The sequence below is a fragment of the Mammaliicoccus sp. A-M4 genome (assembly GCF_022386955.1).
In the GTDB taxonomy this organism is placed as follows: Bacteria; Bacillota; Bacilli; order Staphylococcales; family Staphylococcaceae; genus Mammaliicoccus; species Mammaliicoccus lentus.
This window is the reverse complement of sequence record NZ_JAJNHH010000012.1, coordinates 1-17,327: the sequence shown is the minus strand read 5'-3', so window position 1 is coordinate 17,327 and position 17,327 is coordinate 1. Positions and strand designations below refer to the sequence as shown.

The following is a 17,327-nucleotide window of genomic DNA, read 5'->3' as shown; positions in this document are numbered from 1 at the left end:
ATTTGAAGTATAGTCAAATACTATATAATAATGTAAAATGATAATAAGATATTTAATTTGAATAAGAGGTGGTACCCATGAAACAACCTAAGTCAAAGGTAAAGAATGTGGTCAAACTTTTATCATCATTAGGCGTAAACATAACAGAAACAAAGTCTCGCATTGAGATTATGCGCAGTTTACCAAACGTAGCTACAAATAAATTGAAATAATTGTTCAGTAGATTGTGTATAAATTGAGTTTGGAATAAATATCTCCAATCTCAAATAAGAAAGGATTTATTCATTAGGTTTTTATCTAATGAATAAATCCTTTTTTTATTTATCTTCTTTGACAACTGCAAATTTATCTTTTTCATGATAATAAATTGATAGGATAATACCTATGCCGGCCATAAGCGACCATAGTGAAGATCCACCGTAACTAATAAACGGTAAAGGTATACCTGTAATAGGTAACAACTGTATCGTCATACCAATATTTTGTACAACATGGAATAGTACAAATGTTAAATAACCAATGATGAAAATAGCATTGAACGGGTGCGAAGTAGTCGTTGCCAGTTTTATGAGATGGAAGAATAACATTAAAAATATTATAAGCACCGCTATTGTTCCAATAAAACCAAACTCTTCACCAATTATAGAGAAAATAAAATCGGTATGGTTTTCTGGTATATATACTTCGCCGTTATTCAGTCCTTTACCGAATATTTGGCCGGAACCGATTGCTTTTAAAGATTCTGTTAAATGATACCCGTCTCCAGAACTATATGTGTATGGATCTAACCAAGAATTAATACGTCCAAATTGATAAGTTTGAATGCCTGAAACTTTTTCAATGATACTTGGCTTATAAATCATTAGCAAAATAACACTAGATCCAAAAGCAAATAATGCTATAAACACTGGAGCCAAAATTCGCCACGTAACGCCTGATACGATAATAACACCTAAAATAATCGCTATTAAAACTAAAGTCGTCCCTAAATCGTTTTGGAACAAGATTAATCCCATTGGAACGAGAGAAGTTAAGAAGATTTTGAATAATAAATTAAAATCTCTTGTTATTGATTTATTATATGTAAACCTATTATGTTGGTAAACAACATTTGCTAACACCAATATTAATATAATTTTCATAAACTCGGATGGTTGAACACTTATTGGTCCAAGTCTGTACCAACTTTTAGCGCCATTAATAATCGGTGTAAAACTTGATTCAGGTGACACTATTAAACCAACTAAAGACAGGTTACCTAAGATGTAAACAATCCATACATATTTACGTATTGTTTTTGGCGATATAAATATTAAAATTATGGCCAAAATAAAGCCCATGGCATAATACAAAACTTGTTTTAACAAAAAGTTTGTTTCATATTGTCCACTAGACATTGCTGAATTGATAATTAAACAGCTTGTTGCAAATAGAAGAAGGACGATAAATATTAATCGCCAATCGATTCTTTGAATAAATGACTTATTTAATGTACGAGTAGAAGTTTCCATTAATATACTCCTTTAATTAACGCTAAATTACATATTTTCCATTATAACTCGATTGTACATAAGATGGTACAATTTTGCCATTTTCAAGAAGTTAATTTTTAAATTAAAGATGTAGAAAGGTGCAACAATCATTAAAAACATGATAAAATGTAGTCTACTAATTTACATGGGGGCGTCTTAATGTCTAAAGAAAATATATGTATCATTTATGGTGGGAAAAGCGCAGAACATGATGTATCTATTCTCACAGCACAAAATGTGATAAATGCAGTAGATTTAAATAAATATAACGTAGATATTATTTACATAACGAATGATGGTGATTGGATAAAAGGAGCAGAGTCCATCGATTATAAAATTGAAGATATTGAAAAGCTACGTCTTCAATCTGAAGAATTAACACCTATCTCAAGACTATTAGAACAAAGTAATCACGGTGAACCGTATAATGCGGTATTCCCATTATTACATGGACCTAATGGTGAAGACGGTACAATACAAGGTTTATTCGAAGTCTTAGATATACCTTATGTTGGAAACGGGGTACTAGCTGCGTCTAGTAGTATGGATAAATTAGTGATGAAACATTTATTTGCACATAGAGGATTACCTCAGTTACCATATGTCAGCTTTTTAAAAAGTGAATATGAAAAGTATGAACATAATATTATTGAACTTATACAAAACAAATTAGAATACCCAGTGTTCGTTAAACCAGCTAACTTAGGTTCAAGTGTTGGTATAAGTAAGTGTACAAATAAAGAAGAATTACTTGAAGGCATTAAAGAAGCTTTTCAATTCGATCGTAAACTTGTTATTGAGCAAGGTGTTGACGCGAGAGAAATAGAAGTTGCAGTATTGGGAAATGATTATCCTGAAACAACTTTACCTGGTGAAGTTGTAAAAGAAGTTCAATTCTACGATTATAAATCTAAATATCAGGATGGGAAGGCAAAACTTCAAATTCCTGCTGATATAGATGATGAAACTGCAACTACTCTACGTAATATGGCAATAGAAGCTTTCAAAGCAACTGATTGTTCTGGTTTAGCAAGAGCAGACTTCTTCTTAACAGAAGATAACACTATATATATAAATGAAACAAATGCAATGCCAGGCTTCACACAGTATAGTATGTATCCATTATTATGGGAAAACATGAATCTTAGCTATACTGAATTAATTACAAAGTTAATTGAACTTGCTATTGAGAGATATAATAGTAAAAAAGAAATTAAATACAAAATTGACTGAGGGTTATGCGTATGAAATTTAAATTAAGTAAAATAAAAGATTGGATAGATTGCGAAATTCAAGATGAATTTTTAGACACATATGTCGACGGTACTTGTATTGACTCTAGAAGCTTAACAAAAGGACAATTGTTCATTCCATTTAAAGGAGAAAACGTTGATGGACATCGTTTTGTTAAACAAGCTTTAGCTGATGGAGCAGGTGCTGCCTTTTGGCAAAAAGACATACCAAATCCACCTGAAGGTCCGATTATTCAAGTAGAAGATACTTTAAAAGCTCTTCAAGATTTAGCTAAAGCGTATTTAAAATATGTGAATCCAAAAGTTGTTGCTATAACTGGTTCAAATGGTAAGACAACAACTAAAGATATGGTAGAAAGTGTACTTCGTCAAAACTTCAAAGTAAAAAAAACACAAGGTAATTATAATAATGAAATTGGTTGCCCGCTTACGATATTGGATTTAGATGAAGACACTGAAGTTTCTATATTAGAAATGGGTATGAGCGGCTTTGGAGAAATAAGAGAATTAACGAAAATTGCACAACCAGATATTGCAATAATCACAAATATTGGCGAATCACATATGCAAGATTTAGGATCTAGAGAAGGAATAGCAAAAGCTAAATTCGAAATCGCTGAAGGTTTAAATGACAATGGCATCTTGATTTACGATGGTGATGAACCGTTACTTCAACCATTAGTTGCAGAATTAGATAAGTCATCAATTTCTGTTGGTCTCAATGATCAAAATAAAGTTAAAATATATACGAACCAAACTTCAAGTAGTGGTATTAACTTTAATTTGAATAATGAACATATTGTCTATCATTTAAATATATTAGGTGCACATAACGTGAAAAATGCAACATATGCTATTCAAGTCGCTAAGCAATTAGGTGTAACTGATGATGTTATACAAAATGCACTTGCAGATTTAACGATTACAGACATGAGAATGCAACAAATTGATACATCTCAATATGGTTTATTTATAAACGATGCTTATAATGCTAGTCCTACGAGCATGAAAGCAGCAATTGATACACTTCATAATATAGAACAAAAAGATAAAACAATTGTTTTAGCGGATGTATTAGAATTAGGTTCTATCAGTAAAGATATGCATGAACAAGTGGGATTATATTTTGAAGGTAAAGATATTCAAAGACTTTTAACTTATGGACAAGAAGCGGCGCATATTTATAATAAGGCACAAGGCTTTGTAACTGATGCTCGTCATTTTGAAAACAAAGAAGATATAAAAACATATTTAAGCAAACATTTAAATTCTGATTCTGTCACTTTATTTAAAGGTTCGAGAGGAATGTCACTTGAAACGATTATTGATGAACTAAAATGAAATTAGGCATACTTTTTTTACATGGGTACACAGGTGGCAGATACGAATTATTACCATTGATTGAGTATTTAAGTGAACGCTATGATTTTATGCTAGAAGCACCAGAATATCCAGGACATGGTTCACTTCTATTATTAAAAGGAACAGACGAAGATATGTGGTTCGAAAAAGCGAAACAATCATACGAGCTGCTAAGTAAAAAAGTAGATAAAATTGTTATAGTAGGCTTTTCTATGGGAGGAATCATTGCAGGGTTACTTGCTAAAATACATCCTCCAGACAAATTAGTTTTGATAGCGCCAGCTTATGAGAATGTTAATATTAAATATTTAGCTAAAAATCCATATAGATTTATTAATAACATGAGATACGCTGATGTTAAAATTTTAGAAATGATTCTCCTAAGAACAATTAGAATTAATTTTGAATCCTTTCTATCGTTTAAGAAATTACAACAAAGAGCTTTATATATACCAGAACAAATAGTTTCACCAACTTTAATTATACATGGTACAATAGATGGACTAGTACCAATTGAAAAATCTCGTCAATTAGTTAAAAGAATGAAAAATGCTAAATTGGTAGAAGTTGATAGAGGACCACATGAAATTTGTATATCAAAAGTTAATAAAACTGTTTTTTATGAAGTTGAAAAATTTATATTTAAAAATAAAAAAATATTTTAAAACTGGGCTAAACCCTTTTTTAGCGCAGTTTTTTTGCATTTTAATTAGTGAAAATTAAATGTAAACTACAGTTTTATCAGATTGCGCTATTGTAAAAAGGGTGGTAGTATATAGAAGTTGAATAAAAAAGACGAGAGAATTAACTATATAAAAGGAGAATTATTTTGCAAAAATTTAAAGAATTAGGTATTTCCGAAGCTACCTTAAACGCTTTGGACGGAATGGGATTTACTGAACCAACACCTATTCAAGTGGAGAGTATTCCACATACATTAAATGGTACAGATGTGTTAGGTCAAGCACAAACTGGTACAGGTAAAACAGGTGCTTTTGGTATTCCATTAATAGATAAAGTAGCCGACAAACAAGGCGTACAAGCATTAATACTTGCACCGACGCGTGAATTAGCAATGCAAGTAGCAGAACAATTACGTACCTTTAGTAAAGGTCAAAACGTAAATGTTATCACTGTATTTGGTGGTATGCCAATCGATAGACAAATTAAATCATTGAAAAAAGGACCTCAAATTGTAGTAGGTACTCCTGGACGTGTTATTGACCACTTAAATAGAAAAACGTTAAAAACAGATTCTATTACCACTTTAATATTAGATGAAGCAGATGAAATGATGAACATGGGCTTTATAGATGATATGAGATTTATAATGTCTAAACTTCCAAGTGAAAATCGTCAAACATTACTATTCTCTGCTACTATGCCTAAAGCAATTCAAGAATTAGTACAAAAATTCATGAAGAGCCCTAAAATCGTTAAGACGATGTCAAACGAACTTTCTGATCCTCAAATTGATGAATATTATACTATTGTTAAAGAACTTGAGAAGTTCGAAACTTTCACAAACTTACTAGACGTACAAAATCCAGAATTAGCAATTGTATTTGGCCGTACAAAGAGACGTGTAGATGAATTAACAAGTGCTTTAATCACTAAAGGTTATCGTGCTGAAGGTTTACACGGAGATATTACACAAGCTAAACGTTTAGAAGTATTGAAAAAATTCAAAAATGACCAAATTGATATTCTAGTTGCTACTGATGTAGCGGCACGTGGATTAGATATTTCTGGCGTAAGTCATGTTTATAACTTTGATATTCCTCAAGATACTGAAAGCTATACTCACCGTATTGGTCGTACAGGTAGAGCAGGTAAAAAAGGCGCTGCAGTAACATTTGTTAACCCAATTGAAATGGATTATATCCGTCAAATTGAAAAAGCAAACAAACGTCAAATGACTGCTTTACGTCCACCAACACCAGGTGAAGTAATGAAAGCAAAAGAATCAGATGTTAAAGATAAAGTTAAAAAATGGGTAGAAAACCCAATTGAAGGCCGTATCGAAAAAATTGCTGAAGAATTAATCAGTGAATACGGTAATCAAAAATTAGTAGCAGCTTTATTACAAGAATTAATTAAATCTAATGATGAGGCTGACGTACAATTAACATTTGAGAAACCATTATCTAAAAAATCAGGTTACAAAGGTAAACAAGGCAACCGCAGTGGTGGCGGTAGTCGTGGTAAATCTAGAACTAGATTTGATGGCAAAAACAAACGTCGTAGCAATGATAAAAACAATAATTTTGATCGTAATAAAGGTAAAAATAATAAACCTAGTAAACCACGTTCAAAAAAACAATTCTCAGGTAGAACATTCGCTGAGCATTCAAAATAATAATTAAAAAAGACGCATAATCTCAAAGGTTATGCGTCTTTTTTTATGATATAATACACCTAAATTGTAATGGAGAAGGAGATAGTATGTATAAAAAAGTTTTAGATAACAAAATGCCAAAGCAATCTATAAAATATGATTATATCGATCATTGTATTTCAATTGTTTTTTTAATTTTGTTATACAGTGTTTTTATTTGGTTATGGCAAAGGTTTGATTGGTGGCATTTTCTAATTTATCCTGTTACAGCCTTATTGGTAATCATAATTGTTTTAGGTTTTATAAATCCGATTATACGATTGAAGCGAACTTCATTTGAAATAAGTGAACACTCAATTGAAATTCAAAAAGGGTTATACTATCAAAAGCGTTCAGTACAGCCTATTAATAGAATTCAATTTATTGAAATTGAACATGGACCAATTTCTAGAAGATTTAATATATATTTCGTTGTAGTCGTAACAGCGGGCAGTAGAATCAGACTACCAATGGTTAATCGAAAATTAGCCGAAGAAACAAGGAAGAAAATCATTACTAAAGTAAAAGAGGTGACAGATGATGTTTAATCCTCAAAAATTACATCCAATCTCATATGTCAGTGGACTATTACAATCTATAAAATCCAATTTATTCCCTTTAATTATAGGTATCTTTTTAGTAATTAGAAGTGGATTCGATAATATTTTCGAGTTAATATTTCCAGGGGCTATCTTAATTTTTTCAGTATTGGGCACAATTACTAAAAGTATTAAAATATACAAAACAAGATATTGGATTGAAAATGACCAACTTATTATGACATGGGGCGTTTTTTCTAAAAATAGAAAAGAACTAAACATTGCACGTATACAATCTATGGATACATCTCAAAATATAGTCCATCAAATATTAGGTGGTGTTAATCTAAGTGTAAAAACTGCAAGTGATGGTATAGAACTAGATACGGTCACTAAAAAACAAAGCGATGATTTATCTAATTACATAAAAGAAAGAAAAAATAAAATTAAAAATGCAAATAGTAAAGTTAGTGATAATGATGCTGATTTAAATGATGAACATAAAGAAGAACGAAATGAAAATGAACAAGAAACGATAAATGAGAAAGAAGATGTCGTTTTCTACAGATTATCAGTAAAAGAATTATTGAAAATGAGTTTTACAAGTGGTGGTATTTTAATAGTGTTCGCAGCTTTAGGGTCACTGTATGGCTTTTTAGCACAAGTTATGGATGTCGAAGCATTAATAGATCCGCTTATTAACCAATTTGTTAATTTAACAGTTATTATGGTAAGTTTAGGCGTAATATTTGTTATATTGAGTTATATTATTGGTTCATTAATTGTCTTTGTTAAGAACTTTAGGTATCAGCTAACGTTTGACGGAGAACTTTTAACTGTAAAATACGGATTGTTAACAGTTAAGAAAAGAACAGTACCAATTACAAGAATTCAAGCATTGAAAGAAGAAGAAACACTTTTTAGAAGAATGATTGGTTATACTAAAATTTCTGCAATTATAACGACAGACGGTAATTTTGAAAATGCTGAAGAGTTAGATGTTACACATGTAACGATATTACCATTTTTAAAGAAACAGAAAGCATACAAGTTACTTGAAGAAATTATTCCACAATTTCAATTTAAACCAGTAAAACAAGGATTACCATTACAAGGAATTAGAAGAAGAATTTTTATTCCAAGCTTATTTATTATCGCTATTGTATTACCTATACAAATATACTTATGGTCATACACTTGGATTATAGGAGCGGCAATTATTTTAATCATGTTATTATATGCGACTGTTCAAACTACAAAATCCGGATTTAAAGTATTTGATGATTCGATTAGTATTTTAAATGCATCGCCATTTGAATATGAAACAATTTGGGCAAATAGAGATAAAATTTTAACGTATGAGTTAAGCGAAAATCCTATTATTAAAAGAAAAGATATAGCACATTTTAATATTCATCTTGCATATGGTAATGGAATGTTGTCTAAAGGCTTGAGATTTATTAATAAAAAAGACGCTATCGATATTTATAATTGGTATAAGGAAAAGGAGGTAAGTGAAGATGCTTCCTAAACATAAAATGAATCCAAAAGGAAAAACAGTTGAACGAATAGGTACTCTGATTACTTTAGCAATAATTTTAATCATAACAATCGCTATGTTTGTCGTACTTAAATTGTGGTTAACAGATATTTCGAAATGGTTTATATTAATTCCTATTGGAATAGGTTTGATTATTGGTATATATGGCTTAATCATTCAACCATATTATATGTACCGCAATTTCCGTTATGACATAACAAATGATGAAGTAAATATTAAATCAGGTATTTTTATGATTGAAGAATCGACAATACCGATGGGTAGAATTCAGAATGTTGACTTGTATGAAGGTTTTTTCATGAGAAAATTTAACTTAGCTAGTATTTCATTATCTACTGCAGGTGGAAATAGCGGATTAAAATATTTAAAAGTTGATATAGCAAACGAAATTAAACGTTCTATACAAAATAGAATTGATGATAATAAAGATGAATATGAAAATGAAGGTGAAAACGTATGATTCACGGAGTAGGGATTGATTTAATTGAGATTGACCGCATTCGTGATTGGTATAATAAACGACCATCAATGGCACAAAAAATACTCACAGATGATGAAATAGAAATTTTTAATAACATTTCTTTAGAAGATAGGAAAGTAGAATTTTTGGCAGGTAGATTTGCTGTAAAGGAAGCTTTTACTAAAGCAATGGGAACAGGTATAGGAAAAGATTATGGATTTCATTCTGTTAATTGTTTACCTGATTCAAAAGGGAAACCGAATATTAAATGTGAGGGATTTATAACGCATGTTTCCATTGCACATACTCAATCGTACGCGGAAGCATTTGTTGTAGTAGAAGTGGATAATAGTAAGCAAGAATAACAGCGATATGATAAAATACAAATATTATACAAGGAGGTGCTTTGCTGTTGTCCGAAAAATATTATAGGCCAACTTATATCAACGTTGATCTACCAGCGATTCTAGAAAATTATCAAGCAGTAGGCCGTTTACACCCAAATAAAAAGATTATGGCGGTAGTTAAAGCTAATGGATATGGATTAGGAAGTGTGCCAATAGCAACATATCTTATGAATGAAGGGGTAGACTTTTTTGCTGTTGCTACTTTAGACGAAGCAATAGAACTGAGAATGCATGGTATTAAAGCTAAGATTCTAGTATTAGGTGTAATCAGCACTCAAGATATTAATAAAGCAGTTCAACATAGAGTAGCAGTAACGGTGCCATCAGAAGAATGGTTATCAAGTGCAATTGAATATTTAAATGATGAAACAGATAAGCCACTTTGGATGCATGTTAAAATAGATACAGGAATGGGTAGAATCGGACTGAGAAGTATCGAATCATACCAACATGTCATTAATACGATTGAAACGAATGAACGTTTAATTTTTGAAGGTGTTTATACCCATTTTGCATCTGCTGATGAACCAAATGACTTTTCTGAACAACAATATAATTTATTCGAGAAATTTGTAGAATCTTCACATACTCCAGAGTATGTTCATGCTCAAAATTCTGCTGGTGCTTTAAGATATGACGCTTCTATTTGTACTGCTGTAAGGTTTGGTATTTCACTATATGGATATTATCCATCACAATATATACAAGAAATTTCAAACTTGAAATTAAAGCCAGCAGCACAACTTGTAACAGAAGTTGTTCAAACTAAATATCTCGAAGCAGGCGATACTGTTAGTTATGGAGCAACGTACACGACCTCAGAAAAAACGAAAGTAGCAACTTTGCCTATTGGTTATGCAGACGGTTATTTAAGAAAAATGCAAAATACGTATGTTAATGTCAATGGTTCTCAGTGCCCTGTAATAGGTAGAGTTTGCATGGATCAAACAATGATTAAAGTACCTGATGATGTAGAAGTTGGAGATAAGGTTATTCTCATGGATAACGATATTGATTCGGAACAGTCAGCTGAAAAAATTGCAAACGCTTTAGATACAATAAATTATGAGGTGCTTTGTAATCTGAAAAAACGATTACCACGTATATATTACGCAGGTGAAAATAGTGAAATTACAAATGAATTACTAAAATGATATAGTCAAAACTAAATACATTTGTTATGATATTAATAACTTAATTTTCATAATTTTAACGCTTAATTAATCTGGAGGTATTTGTTATGACATCGTTAACACAAAATCGCAATCAAAGTTTAGAACAAACACTGAAAGAAGGATACCGTTATATGGCTGATTTAAATCTCTCCCTTGCGTCTGAAGCATATTATAGTGAATGTGAAGCTTGTGATTCTAATGAGTCACACTTAACTTCTCAACAAGGTGAATAAATGAGAAGAGGAGATGTATATCTCGCAGATCTTTCTCCAGTAACTGGTTCTGAACAAGGGGGAACAAGACCAGTCGTTATTATACAAAATGACACAGGTAATAGATATAGTCCGACTGTTATTGTAGCAGCGATTACTGGGAAGATTAATAAAGCTAAAATACCTACACATGTAGAAATTGAAGCAGCGAAATATAAACTAGATAGAGATTCAGTTATTTTGCTAGAACAAATTAGAACAATCGATAAGAAACGGTTGAAAGAAAAATTAACATATTTATCTGATGCAAAGATGAAAGAGGTTGATTCTGCAATTGCAATTAGCCTCAATCTCACTTTGCAATATAAATTTGATACATTAGGTAATACATAGGATATTGAATATATGTTTTAGAAGAATTATACATCTTTTAAAGCAACAATCGCTTTAGGATTAGCCTAAAGCTTTTTTAGTCTTTTAGAAACGAGGTGACTTTGTGTCAGAGCAGAAGAAGCAATATTATCAACAATTATTGTTAGAATACGTAAATACTTCAAATGATGATATTCTATCAAATTGCCAAACTTATTCTAATGAAGCAATTGAAGATAATGTTTCGCCAGAAGAAATCGTGCAATTGCATTTAGAAATCATTCGCAATCAAAATGATTTAACAAAACAACAGATTGTAAGTTCTTTTGACGTATTAATAGAAGTAATCATTGGCTATGGTTTCACATATAGAGACTATAAGAAATTGTTAAACAAGATTAAAATTCATGATAAGGAAATGGATGTGGCGTCAAGTCTACAACAAACGATGCTGAAACCCCAAATCCCTCAGTTTGATAGCATTCAAATTGGGGCAATTTCTGTGCCAGCACAAAGAGTAAGTGGAGATTACTTCAATTTGATTGACCATAATGATGGCACAATGAGCTTTGCAGTGGCAGATGTTATAGGGAAAGGTATTCCTGCAGCACTTGCGATGAGTATGATTAAATTTGGAATGGACTCATACGGCCATTCTCAATTACCAAGTGATGGTTTAAAACGTTTAAACCGAGTAGTCGAAAAAAACGTTAACCAAAATATGTTTGTCACGATGTTTTATGGACTTTATGAGGAAATTAATAATATGCTTTATTATAGCTCTGCTGGTCATGAACCTGGTTATATATACAGAGATCAAACTGGAGAGTTTGAGGAAATGACCGAAAGAGGAATTGTACTTGGTGTAAATAAACATACAAGGTATAAACAAAGCGAAATTAAAATTGAATTGCAAGATATGATTATAGTATTTACAGATGGCGTTACTGAATTAAGAGATCAGCAAAATGAATTCATCAAAACTAAAGATTTACTTAATATGATAAAAGAACATAAACAGTTACATCCACAAGATATCGTACAAATACTATATGAAGAGCTTGTGAAGCTTCAAAATCCTAACAAACGAGATGACTTAACGATATTAATTGTAAAACGTGTAAAATAATAAGATTAATATTAAATATATAGGGTAGATATTAATGATGAAAGTCTAATATAAGTAGGGGTGTAAGGAAGAATGAATCTTAACATTGAAACAACAGAACATGAAAATTATTACGAAATAAAGGTTGGTGGTGAATTAGATGTATACACTGCGCCAGAACTACAAGAAGTTTTACAACCAATTAGACAAAAAGGAACTCATGATATACATGTAAACTTGCAAGATGTGAGTTATTTAGATTCTACCGGTTTAGGTTTATTTGTTGGCACATTAAAATCATTAAACGAGCATGGGAAATCTTTATATGTACTCGGCGTATCAGAAAGAATTGAAAGATTATTTGAAATTACGGGTCTTAAAGAACTCATGCATGTCAACAAGGGAACGGAGGTAAAATAAAATGACATCTAACTATGATTATATAGAGATGAGATTTCCTGCAGCAGCGGAATACGTAGGACTAGTAAGATTAACATTATCTGGTGTCTTCAATCGTGCTGGTGCTTCATATGAAGATATAGAAGACTCAAAAATTGCAGTATCAGAAGCGGTCACAAACGCAGTGAAACATGCTTATAGTGATAAAGTTGATGGAGAAATACTTATCGGTTATCTTGTATATACAGATAAAATTGAAATTATCGTTTCTGATTCAGGTAAAAGCTTTAACTATGAAGAAGCCAAAAAAGTGTTAGGTCCATATCAAGAAAGTGATAATGTTAATTTCATGAGACAAGGCGGATTAGGTTTGTTTCTTATTGAATCATTAATGGATGAAGTGAGTGTTCAAAAAGACGCTGGTGTTACAATAAGTATGATAAAGTATTTATCTAAAGAGCAGGTGCAAACACATGACGGAAGAGTCCAAAGCTTATAAAGAAGTTTCACCAAATGAAATAAATGCATGGATTGCAGACTATCAGGAAAATAATAATAATGATGCTCAAGAAAAACTTGTATTACATTATCAAAAGTTAATCGAATCATTAGCTTATAGATATTCTAAAGGTCAAGCACACCATGAAGATCTCGTTCAAGTAGGTATGGTCGGGTTGTTAGGCGCAATTAAAAGATTTGATACATCGTTCGAGCGTAAATTCGAAGCTTTTTTAGTGCCGACAGTAATTGGTGAAATTAAAAGATATCTTAGAGACAAAACATGGAGTGTACACGTTCCTAGAAGAATTAAAGAAATTGGCCCAAAGATTAAAAGAGCTAATGAAGAGTTAACGAATGAATTAGGTCGTTCGCCTAAAATTATTGAAATTGCAAATAGGTTAGAAGTAACAGAAGAAGATGTATTAGAAGCTATGGAAATGGGACAAAGTTATAATGCATTGAGTGTCGACCACACTATTGAAGCAGATAAAGATGGATCGACTGTTACGCTGTTAGATATAATGGGAGATTCAGAAGAAGGTTACGATTTAACTGAAAAAAGAATGATACTTGAAAAAATTCTACCAATATTAACAGAGCGTGAACGGGAAATCATTCAATACACGTTTATAACAGGCTTGAGTCAGAAAGAAACTGGAGAAAAAATTGGACTTAGCCAGATGCATGTTTCTAGATTACAAAGAACGGCAATTAAAAAGTTGCAAGAAGCAGCCATGAAGTAAATAAACTATAACGATAGAGAGTCTGGGACATTTATTTATGTCTCGGACTTTTTTATATTAATAATAAGTTAGCAATAATTTCAACTTCGTGATTTATGTTAAAATAAATTATAAACATTTTTAGGAGGCAACTATGAATCAAGAATTGATTAACATTATAAAAAATAACCATCCGTTTTCAGAAAAACAAATTAAAACAGTTCTAGAATTGCTAGAAGATAAGAATACAGTTCCTTTTATTGCGAGATACAGAAAAGAACTAACAGGTGGATTAGATGAAGTTGAAATCAAACTTATAGAAACTGAATATAATTATGCTGTTAATTTACAGAAACGAAAAGAAGAAGTTATACGACTTATCGATGAACAAGGGTTGCTTACTGAAGATTTAAAAAATGATATTTTAAAACAAACAAAACTTCAAAGAATAGAAGACTTGTATCGTCCATTTAAGAAAAAGAAAAAAACGAGAGCAACAGAAGCAAAAAGAAAAGGGCTTGAGCCTTTAGCAACATGGATTATTAAAGGCGAAGATACACATACACTTGAAGATGAAGCGGCTCAATATATTACTGAAGAAGTTAAATCAGAAAAAGATGCTATTAAAGGTGCACAAGATATAATCGCCGAAATTGTCTCTGATGAACCAAAATACCGAAAATACATATTAAATCAAATTGAAACTCAAGGTAAACTGGTAACTGAGAAAAAGAAAAAAGCAGAAGATGAAAAAAATATATTTGAAATGTATTACGAATATGAAGAGCCTATAAAAAAAATCGTACCTCATAGAGTGTTGGCAATTAATCGTGGCGAAACAGAAGGTGTACTAAAAGTAAGTTTTGATATAGACCAAGAAAAGTTAGAGTCATATTTGATAAAACAATATATTGGTGAAAAGCATAAACATTTTGAAGTTATAAAAGAAGCAATACAAGATGGTTTAAAACGTTTAATATTACCATCTATAGAAAGAGAAATAAGAACTGAATTAACTCAAAAAGCTGAAAATCATGCTATTGAAATTTTCTCTGAGAATTTGAAAAACTTATTATTACAACCTCCATTGAAAGGTAAAAAGATATTAGGACTAGATCCAGCCTATAGAACTGGTTGTAAATTAGCAGTAATAAATGAGTACGGTTCATTTGTAGATAAGAATGTAATTTATCCTCATCCACCAGTATCTAAAATAGAACAATCGGAAAAAGTATTTTTAGATATGGTTAATAAGCATCAGATTGAACTGGTTGCTATAGGTAATGGTACTGCAAGTAGAGAGTCGGAACAATTTGTGGCAGAAATGATTAAAAAACATAACTTATCTTGTCAGTTTATAATTGTTAACGAAGCGGGAGCATCAGTATATTCAGCTTCGGAAGTTGCACGTGAAGAATTCCCAGACTTTAAAGTTGAGGAAAGAAGTGCAGTGTCAATAGGTAGACGTGTACAAGATCCATTGAGTGAATTAGTGAAGATTGATCCTAAATCAATAGGTGTAGGACAATATCAGCATGACGTTAATCAAAAGAGTTTATCAGAAACTTTAAAATTCGTTGTAGAAACTGCTGTAAACCAAGTTGGTGTTGATGTAAACACGGCTTCACCATCATTATTAAGTTATGTATCTGGTTTGAGCAATACTGTAGCGCATAATATTATCAAGTTTAGAGAAGAGCAAGGCGCTATAAAACATCATTCTGAAATTGCAAAAGTACCTAGATTAGGTAATAAGACATTTGAACAAAGTATCGGTTTCTTAAGAATTTTAGAAGGTACAGAACCTTTAGACAAAACTGCTATACATCCAGAAAGTTATGAAGCAGCTTATGAATTAATTAAATATGTAGGGTTATCTAAAGAAGATATAGGAACAGATAACTTAAAAGAAAAATTAAATAAAATAGAATTAAATGAAACGAGTGAGAAACTAAATATAGGTGTGCCTACATTAGAAGATATCATTTCTTCACTAATTGCACCTCTTAGGGACCCACGTAATCAGTTTGAAACACCAATTCTGAAATCAGATGTTTTATCCATGGAAGATTTAAAACCAAATATGGCATTAAGTGGTACTGTAAGAAATGTAGTAGATTTCGGTGCATTCGTAGATGTAGGAGTTAAACAAGATGGTTTAGTTCATATATCTAAATTATCTAAAGGTTTTGTAAAACATCCAATGAATATTGTTAGTGTTGGAGATATTGTAGATGTATGGGTGTTAGATGTTAATCTAGAAAAACAAAAAGTATCACTAACAATGATAGATCCTAATGGAAAATAATGAACTACAAGAACTTGTTTCACAAATTTCGTTGGAGTATTTTCAAAAGCCCTTTAAACATCAAGCAATATTTAATAAACGTTTAAGAACAACGGGTGGGCGATATCTACTTAATTCACATAATATAGAAATTAATCCAGAACAACTTAATCATTTCGGTGAAAAAGCACTAATTGATATTATTAAACATGAACTTTGCCACTATCATCTACATATAGAAGGTAAAGGATATCAACATAGAGATAAAGATTTTAAGCAGTTAATACAATTAGTAGATGCACCGAGATTTTGTAAACCTATTAAAAGTTATGATGAACGAGCTAATTATGTATATACATGTACTAAATGTAAATTGAAATTTAAAAGAATCAAAAAGGTAAATACACAGAAATATAGATGTGGACAATGTGGTGGAAAGTTAAAAATAGTATCAAAAATAAACTAAAGGAAAGTACTACGCTAGAAATTTGAAGTGTAGTACTTTTTTTATAAAAAAACGTACAAAAGTTGTTGACGAAATTAGAAATCCGTCGTATGATAATAAACGTTGCTTAAACAAAACGAACCAAAACGTTAAGGCAATTTCAAGAAAGTAAAATTACATTAAAAAGTTAAACTAAATTGTTGACTTTGTAAACATTAAGTAATATAATTAATGACAGTCACTTAAATAAGAAATTGATTGAAAGAGCTGCAAACCATGCGCGGTCGTGGCGGAATGGCAGACGCGCTAGGTTGAGGGCCTAGTGGGAGAAATCCCGTGGAGGTTCAACTCCTCTCGGCCGCACCATTCATCAATTTAAATCGAATAAGCGGGTGTAGTTTAGTGGTAAAACCTCAGCCTTCCAAGCTGATGATGTCGGTTCGATTCCGATCACCCGCTCCATAAAATTTTTAAAATGAACATTGAAAACTGAATGACAATATGTCAACGTTAATTCCAATAATTTGAGTACTGAAAGTACTTCAAAGAGTGATTGGCTTAACCAATCAACAAGAGCTAATCAAGCTTACTTCTTTTATGGAGAGTTTGATCCTG

The 17,327-nt window shown here is 31.4% G+C and carries 19 protein-coding genes and 2 tRNA genes; 20 read left to right on the top strand and 1 reads right to left on the bottom strand.

Going from position 1 to position 17,327, the window contains the following annotated elements; translation table 11 throughout:
* The first annotated feature begins 77 nt into the window (after positions 1 to 77).
* Positions 78 to 212, top strand: coding sequence for an Lmo0850 family protein (locus LQ682_RS10645; protein ID WP_016999704.1), 135 nt, complete (start codon positions 78 to 80; stop codon positions 210 to 212).
* Positions 213 to 317: 105 nt separating this feature from the next.
* On the opposite strand, the gene LQ682_RS10640 is transcribed toward LQ682_RS10645, so the two are convergent.
* Positions 318 to 1,511: an FtsW/RodA/SpoVE family cell cycle protein gene (locus tag LQ682_RS10640; protein WP_103268924.1), complete on the bottom strand. Its 1,194-nt coding sequence runs from the start codon at positions 1,509 to 1,511 to the stop codon at positions 318 to 320.
* Positions 1,512 to 1,691: 180 nt separating this feature from the next.
* On the opposite strand from LQ682_RS10640, the gene LQ682_RS10635 reads away from it, so the two are divergent.
* From LQ682_RS10635 to LQ682_RS10545, 19 genes are all read left to right on the top strand, one after another.
* Complete coding sequence (locus LQ682_RS10635; protein WP_064204146.1) at positions 1,692 to 2,765, top strand: D-alanine--D-alanine ligase; 1,074 nt, start codon at positions 1,692 to 1,694, stop codon at positions 2,763 to 2,765.
* 11 nt (positions 2,766 to 2,776) lie between these two features.
* Positions 2,777 to 4,126 (top strand): UDP-N-acetylmuramoyl-tripeptide--D-alanyl-D-alanine ligase, encoded by a 1,350-nt coding sequence (locus LQ682_RS10630; RefSeq protein WP_103268923.1) that lies wholly within the window; start codon positions 2,777 to 2,779, stop codon positions 4,124 to 4,126.
* Complete coding sequence (locus LQ682_RS10625) at positions 4,123 to 4,812, top strand: alpha/beta hydrolase (RefSeq protein WP_064204144.1); 690 nt, start codon at positions 4,123 to 4,125, stop codon at positions 4,810 to 4,812. Before LQ682_RS10630 ends, LQ682_RS10625 begins: the two co-directional genes overlap by 4 nt.
* Before the next feature lie 164 nt (positions 4,813 to 4,976).
* On the top strand, positions 4,977 to 6,506 hold the full coding sequence (gene cshA, locus LQ682_RS10620) for a degradosome RNA helicase CshA (RefSeq protein ID WP_064210827.1): 1,530 nt from the start codon (positions 4,977 to 4,979) through the stop codon (positions 6,504 to 6,506).
* 86 nt (positions 6,507 to 6,592) lie between these two features.
* A complete protein-coding gene (locus tag LQ682_RS10615) occupies positions 6,593 to 7,072 on the top strand; it encodes a PH domain-containing protein (protein WP_016999698.1) in 480 nt (159 codons plus the stop codon).
* Positions 7,062 to 8,594: a PH domain-containing protein gene (locus LQ682_RS10610; protein WP_103268922.1), complete on the top strand. Its 1,533-nt coding sequence runs from the start codon at positions 7,062 to 7,064 to the stop codon at positions 8,592 to 8,594. Before LQ682_RS10615 ends, LQ682_RS10610 begins: the two co-directional genes overlap by 11 nt.
* The gene (locus tag LQ682_RS10605; RefSeq protein WP_064204141.1) at positions 8,584 to 9,084 is read left to right on the top strand and encodes a PH domain-containing protein; all 501 of its coding nucleotides are present in this window, start codon (positions 8,584 to 8,586) and stop codon (positions 9,082 to 9,084) included. The genes LQ682_RS10610 and LQ682_RS10605 overlap by 11 nt, the downstream gene beginning before the upstream one ends.
* Entirely contained in the window at positions 9,081 to 9,449 is a 369-nt protein-coding gene (acpS, locus tag LQ682_RS10600) for a holo-ACP synthase (protein ID WP_064204140.1), read from the top strand. Before LQ682_RS10605 ends, acpS begins: the two co-directional genes overlap by 4 nt.
* A 47-nt stretch (positions 9,450 to 9,496) precedes the next feature.
* Complete coding sequence (alr, locus tag LQ682_RS10595; RefSeq protein WP_103268921.1) at positions 9,497 to 10,645, top strand: alanine racemase; 1,149 nt, start codon at positions 9,497 to 9,499, stop codon at positions 10,643 to 10,645.
* Between the two features lie 86 nt (positions 10,646 to 10,731).
* Complete coding sequence (gene mazE / locus LQ682_RS10590; RefSeq protein ID WP_016999693.1) at positions 10,732 to 10,899, top strand: type II toxin-antitoxin system antitoxin MazE; 168 nt, start codon at positions 10,732 to 10,734, stop codon at positions 10,897 to 10,899.
* Positions 10,900 to 11,271, top strand: coding sequence for a type II toxin-antitoxin system PemK/MazF family toxin (locus LQ682_RS10585; RefSeq protein WP_016999692.1), 372 nt, complete (start codon positions 10,900 to 10,902; stop codon positions 11,269 to 11,271).
* 103 nt (positions 11,272 to 11,374) lie between these two features.
* Positions 11,375 to 12,379: a SpoIIE family protein phosphatase gene (locus LQ682_RS10580; protein ID WP_064204137.1), complete on the top strand. Its 1,005-nt coding sequence runs from the start codon at positions 11,375 to 11,377 to the stop codon at positions 12,377 to 12,379.
* A gap of 72 nt (positions 12,380 to 12,451) precedes the next feature.
* Complete coding sequence (locus tag LQ682_RS10575; RefSeq protein WP_016999690.1) at positions 12,452 to 12,778, top strand: anti-sigma factor antagonist; 327 nt, start codon at positions 12,452 to 12,454, stop codon at positions 12,776 to 12,778.
* Between the two features lies 1 nt (position 12,779).
* Positions 12,780 to 13,256 carry an anti-sigma B factor RsbW gene (gene rsbW / locus LQ682_RS10570; protein WP_016999689.1) on the top strand — a complete coding sequence of 159 codons (477 nt, stop codon included), beginning with the start codon at positions 12,780 to 12,782 and terminating at the stop codon, positions 13,254 to 13,256.
* Positions 13,231 to 14,001, top strand: coding sequence for an RNA polymerase sigma factor SigB (gene sigB / locus LQ682_RS10565; protein ID WP_103268920.1), 771 nt, complete (start codon positions 13,231 to 13,233; stop codon positions 13,999 to 14,001). The genes rsbW and sigB overlap by 26 nt, the downstream gene beginning before the upstream one ends.
* Positions 14,002 to 14,134: 133 nt before the next feature.
* Positions 14,135 to 16,288 carry a Tex family protein gene (locus LQ682_RS10560; protein WP_103268919.1) on the top strand — a complete coding sequence of 718 codons (2,154 nt, stop codon included), beginning with the start codon at positions 14,135 to 14,137 and terminating at the stop codon, positions 16,286 to 16,288.
* Positions 16,278 to 16,733 carry a SprT family protein gene (locus LQ682_RS10555; protein WP_103268918.1) on the top strand — a complete coding sequence of 152 codons (456 nt, stop codon included), beginning with the start codon at positions 16,278 to 16,280 and terminating at the stop codon, positions 16,731 to 16,733. Before LQ682_RS10560 ends, LQ682_RS10555 begins: the two co-directional genes overlap by 11 nt.
* A gap of 259 nt (positions 16,734 to 16,992) precedes the next feature.
* Positions 16,993 to 17,078: transfer RNA gene (locus LQ682_RS10550), tRNA-Leu, on the top strand.
* 22 nt (positions 17,079 to 17,100) lie between these two features.
* A tRNA-Gly gene (locus tag LQ682_RS10545) sits at positions 17,101 to 17,174 on the top strand.
* Positions 17,175 to 17,327 lie beyond the last annotated feature (153 nt).